General features: G+C 41.7%; 5 protein-coding genes. All 5 read left to right on the plus strand.

Annotated elements, in window-relative coordinates; genetic code table 11:
- Positions 1-346: LPXTG cell wall anchor domain-containing protein (locus SMIDD26_RS04415; RefSeq protein WP_134990163.1), on the plus strand; the 346-nt coding region annotated here is incomplete at its 5' end.
- 167 nt (positions 347-513) lie between these two features.
- Positions 514-1,791 (plus strand): ABC transporter permease, encoded by a 1,278-nt coding sequence (locus tag SMIDD26_RS04420; RefSeq protein ID WP_061439179.1) that lies wholly within the window; start codon positions 514-516, stop codon positions 1,789-1,791.
- A 118-nt stretch (positions 1,792-1,909) separates the two neighbouring features.
- Positions 1,910-2,557 carry an ABC transporter ATP-binding subunit Vex2 gene (gene vex2 / locus SMIDD26_RS04425; protein ID WP_061439180.1) on the plus strand — a complete coding sequence of 216 codons (648 nt, stop codon included), beginning with the start codon at positions 1,910-1,912 and terminating at the stop codon, positions 2,555-2,557.
- A 55-nt stretch (positions 2,558-2,612) separates the two neighbouring features.
- The gene (gene vex3 / locus SMIDD26_RS04430) at positions 2,613-3,992 is read left to right on the plus strand and encodes an ABC transporter permease subunit Vex3 (RefSeq protein ID WP_061439182.1); all 1,380 of its coding nucleotides are present in this window, start codon (positions 2,613-2,615) and stop codon (positions 3,990-3,992) included.
- A gap of 322 nt (positions 3,993-4,314) precedes the next feature.
- On the plus strand, positions 4,315-5,268 hold a 954-nt coding region (locus SMIDD26_RS12765; RefSeq protein WP_348538397.1), incomplete at its 3' end, for a LysM peptidoglycan-binding domain-containing protein.

Below are 5,268 nucleotides of genomic sequence, written 5' to 3' on the forward strand. Positions count from 1 at the left end.
AACAGTAGTCGTAAGAAAAGTGAGTCCAGCTAGACCAACAGGTGACGGTCAACAAAGACCAGCTACGCCATCTGACGATACAAATCGTAGACCAGATACTGCTACCCCTGCTGAGGTGCCAACTACTCAACCTGCTGAACAACCAAGTCAAACAGTTGAAGTACCTGCTCAATTGCCGAATGAAGTGTCAGAAACTGATTCATCAGTTTCTCAACCACAAGCAGTATTGCCAAATACTGGTACACAAGAAGACCGTGCTAACGGTGCATTAGGACTTCTATCTCTTCTTGGCGCATTTGGTTTGCTATTTGCCAAAAAGAAAAAAGACGATGAAGAGGAAGCTTAAATAGATGATCTCATCTGATCCTTAGTAGCTTTCCCTGCATAAAGTCTGTGTAAATCAAAAAGAACTAGAAAAATCACTCATTTGTGAGAATTCTAGTTCTTTTTTCGTATTTCATAAACATTTCATATTTGGGTTTTATAATAGTCTTACAAATATGGAGGTGACAAATGAATCCAATCCAAAGAGCTTGGGCTTATGTCAGCAGAAAACGACTGAGAAGTTTTATTTTATTTCTGATTTTATTGGTCCTATTGGCCGGAATTTCAGCCTGTTTGACGCTGATGAAGTCCAACAAAACAGTGGAAAGCAATCTTTATAAATCACTTAACACATCTTTTTCTATTAAGAAGATAGAAAATGGTCAGACCTTCAAGTTGTCAGACCTAGCATCCGTGAGCAAGGTTAAGGGACTGGAAAATGTCTCTCCTGAACTGGAGACGGTCGCAAAACTGAAAGACAAGGAAGCGGTGAGTGGCGAGCAGAGCGTTGAACGTGATGATTTGTCAGCTGCGGACAAGAACTTGGTTAGCTTAACAGCTCTGGAGGATTCATCCAAGGATGTGACCTTTACCAGTTCAGCTTTCAATCTAAAAGAAGGGAGACATCTTCAAAAAGGGGATTCCAAGAAAATTCTCATCCACGAAGAGTTGGCTAAGAAGAATGGTCTTTCGCTTCATGACAAGATTGCCTTAGATGCTGGTCAGTCAGAAGCTGGGAAAGGACAAACAGTTGAGTTTGAAATTGTTGGCATCTTTTCTGGTAAAAAACAGGAGAAATTCACAGGCTTGTCTTCTGACTTCAGTGAAAATCAAGTCTTTACAGACTATGAAAGTAGCCAAAGCCTTTTGGGAAATAGTGAATCTCTAGTCAGTGCAGCGCGCTTCTATGTAGAAAATCCCAAGGAAATGGACGGACTCATGGAGCAGGTGGAAAACTTAGCCTTGGAAAGTCAAGGATACCAAGTTGAGAAGGAAAATAAGGCCTTTGAACAAATCAAAGACTCAGTTGCAACTTTCCAAACCTTCCTGACCATCTTCCTTTATGGGATGTTGATAGCAGGAGCAGGGGCCTTAATTCTTGTTTTGTCTCTCTGGTTGAGAGAAAGGGTCTACGAAGTGGGGATTTTACTGGCACTTGGAAAAGGCAAGACCTCAATCTTCCTACAGTTCTGTTTAGAGGTAGTTTTGGTCTCTCTCGGTGCTTTGCTTCCAGCATTTGCTGCAGACAACGCAATCACATCTTACCTACTCCAAACCCTACTAGCAAGTGGAGAACAGGCAAGCTTACAAGACACGCTAGCTAAAGCAAGCAGTTTATCAACCAGCATCCTATCTTTTGCAGAATCCTATGTTTTTCTAGTTCTGCTTAGTTGCTTATCTGTAGCCCTTTGTTTCCTATTCTTATTTAGAAAATCGCCTAAGGAAATTTTATCATCTATTAGTTAATACTCTTCGAAAATCAAATTTAAACCGTGTCAGCTTCGCCTTGCCGTACTCAAGTACAGCCTGCGGCTAGCTTCCTAGTTTAATCTTTGATTTTCATTGAGTATAAGAAGGAGAAATCATGACTTTATTACAATTACAAGATCTTACCTATCGTTATAAGAATACTGCCGAGGCAGTTTTATATCAGATCAATTATCATTTTGAACCCGGAAAATTTTACAGTATTATTGGGGAGTCAGGAGCAGGAAAATCCACTCTCTTGTCCCTCCTTGCTGGTTTAGATAGTCCTGTTGAAGGTTCTATCCTTTTCCAAGGCGAGGACATTCGTAAGAAGGGGTATTCCTACCATCGTATGCACCATATTTCCCTGGTTTTTCAAAATTATAACTTGATAGATTATCTTTCTCCACTGGAAAATATCCGCTTGGTCAATAAAAAGGCAAGCAAGGATACACTGCTTGAGCTTGGTTTGGATGAAAATCAGATCAAGCGGAATGTTCTCCAGTTATCAGGTGGTCAACAACAACGTGTTGCCATTGCTCGCAGTTTGGTCTCAGAAGCTCCAGTTATTCTAGCGGATGAGCCAACAGGAAATCTAGACCCTAAAACTGCTGGAGATATTGTCGAACTGCTCAAATCACTTGCCCAGAAAACAGGTAAATGTGTCATCGTCGTAACTCACAGCAAAGAAGTGGCACAAGCGTCAGATATTACACTTGAGTTGAAGGATAAGAAACTGACTGAAACTCGCAATACTACGAAATAATACGAGCTTTTTCTGTTAGAACTATAAAATAGAACAAAATCTAGAAAGGGAACCTATGTTACACAACGCATTTGCCTATGTTACAAGGAAGTTTTTCAAATCGATTGTCATCTTCCTGATTATTCTCCTCATGGCGAGCTTGAGTTTGGTCGGCTTGTCGATCAAGGGAGCTACTGCCAAGGCTTCTCAGGAGACCTTTAAAAATATCACCAACAGCTTCTCCATGCAAATCAATCGTCGCGTCAATCAAGGAACGCCACGTGGTGCTGGGAATATCAAGGGTGAGGACATCAAAAAAATCACCGAAAACAAGGCCATCGAGTCTTATGTGAAACGCATCAACGCTATCGGAGATTTGACTGGCTATGAACTTATCGAAACGCCAGATACCAAGAAAAATCTAACACCTGACCGTGCCAAACATTTTGGAAGCAGCTTGATGATTACTGGTGTCAATGACTCCTCTAAAGAAGACAAGTTTGTCTCTGGTTCTTATAAGTTGGTCGAAGGTGAGCATCTAACAAACGACGACAAGGACAAGATCCTCATGCATAAGGACTTGGCAGCCAAACACGGCTGGAAAGTCGGGGATAAGGTCAAACTGGACTCCAATATCTATGACGCAGACAATGAAAAAGGTGCCAAGGAAACAGTCGAAGTGACAATCAAGGGACTCTTTGATGGCCACAATAAGTCGGCAGTAACTTACTCACAAGAGCTTTACGAAAACACAGCCATCACAGACATTCACACGGCGGCTAAACTTTATGGATACACAGAAGACACAGCTATTTATGGGGACGCAACCTTCTTTGTAACAGCGGACAAGAACTTGGATGATGTTATGAAAGAGTTGAATGGCATAAGTGGTATCAACTGGAAGAGCTATACACTGGTGAAGAGCTCCTCTAACTACCCAGCTCTTGAGCAATCCATCTCTGGTATGTACAAGATGGCCAACCTCCTCTTCTGGGGTAGCTTGAGCTTCTCAGTCCTTCTCCTTGCCCTCTTGCTCAGCCTTTGGATCAACGCCCGTCGCAAGGAAGTGGGAATTCTCCTCTCTATCGGTCTCAAGCAGGCAAGTATCTTGGGTCAATTTATCACTGAATCTATCTTGATTGCTATCCCAGCTCTTGTTTCTGCTTACTTCCTAGCCAATTACACTGCCCGTGCAATTGGAAACACTGTCCTTGCCAATGTCACTTCAGGTGTTGCCAAGCAAGCCAGCAAGGCGGCTCAAGCCTCTAACCTTGGTGGTGGTGCAGAAGTAGATGGCTTTAGCAAGACCTTGTCGAGCCTAGATATTTCTATTCAGACAGCAGACTTTATCATCGTCTTTGTTCTTGCTTTAGTTCTAGTGGTTCTCGTTATGGCGCTTGCTTCAAGCAATCTCCTTAGAAAACAACCCAAAGAGCTCTTGCTGGATGGTGAATAATACTGATGCCAGACTGAAAAATGAGGCTAGCAACTGAAAGTTTTAAAATGATACATGAAGCAGAAAGCAGTGGTGAAAATCATTGCTTTCAGTTGCTTTCTTTGTACTTTAGTGTTTAAATATGATATACTAAAGCTATGGAATTTATTAGAAAGGGGTTTCATAACTTATATATGGAATTGTGCATAAAAATCTATAGAAATCTTATCTTGAAAATAGATAGATAAATCTGTAGAAGTCTATCCATATCGCAAACATAGGCTAGTAGACCTAGGCAGGGTCTACCTTGGAAAATATAGAATAGTGAGGAAAAATAAACATTATGAGACAAACAAATGTTAGAGGAAGCTTGTCCCTCCGTGGCTTTAGAAAATTGAGAACTGGTGCAATTGTTGCGACAGGTGTCATTTTGCTAGGTCTGGGCTTTTTAGCTCCAACTGTGTCAGCCAGTGAACAAGATGGTGTCTGGGTAGCCAGAACAGTTGAGGAAGTGAAAGCTGACCTTCAAAAAGAAGGTGATTTATTTAAGTATGTCATTAAGTGGGGAGATACATTAAGTGTTATCAGCGAAGCAAGCAATATCCCTGTAGATGTACTTCAAGAAATGAATCAAGCTTCAGGCAAGAATTTATTCTTACCGCACAATGAATTGTACTTTACCGAAGCTGAAACGGTTTCAGATACAGTCACAAAACACAAGATTGTCATCAAAGAAAGTGGTGCAAGTGGCGAAGTTCGCACTTACGAGGTCTTGCTCAAGAAAGATCAGGAAACAAAAGCTGTTACCTTTGAATTAACAGATGTCACTGAGAAAATTGAAAAAATGACTGTGAACTATAGCTCAGTCTATCAGCCTGTATCAGCTCCAGTAGTGGAAAGAGCGGAAGAATCAGGTGAAGAGCCTGCCTCAGAAGCACCAGCAGAGACAAGCCCAGAAGTTAAAGAAGCAACAGAAGCTCCAGCAGAATCAACTGAAGCAAAAGCAACAGAACCAGAGGTAGCGAAACCAGCTACACCAAAAGCAGAAGCTCCAACAGAATCAACTGAAGCAAAAGCAACAGAACCAGAGGTAGCAAACCCAGCTACGCCAAAAACGGAAGCTCCAGTAGAATCAACTGAAGCAAAAGCAACAGAACCAGAGGTAGCAAAACCAGTTACACCAAAAGCAGAAGCTCCAACAGAAACATCTGAACCAAAAGGAACAGAGTCAGAGGCAGCGAAACCAGCTACACCAAAAGCAGAAGCTCCAACAGAATCAACTGAAGCAAAAGCAACA

This window comes from Streptococcus mitis (assembly GCF_001579035.1).
GTDB classification, from domain to species: Bacteria; Bacillota; Bacilli; order Lactobacillales; family Streptococcaceae; genus Streptococcus; species Streptococcus mitis_J.

Coding starts and splice junctions, on each gene's coding strand:
- SMIDD26_RS04420 (WP_061439179.1), top strand. CDS start 514: ATGAATCCAATCCAAAGAGCTTGGGCTTATGTCAGCAGAAAACGACTG.
- vex2 (WP_061439180.1), top strand. CDS start 1,910: ATGACTTTATTACAATTACAAGATCTTACCTATCGTTATAAGAATACT.
- vex3 (WP_061439182.1), top strand. CDS start 2,613: ATGTTACACAACGCATTTGCCTATGTTACAAGGAAGTTTTTCAAATCG.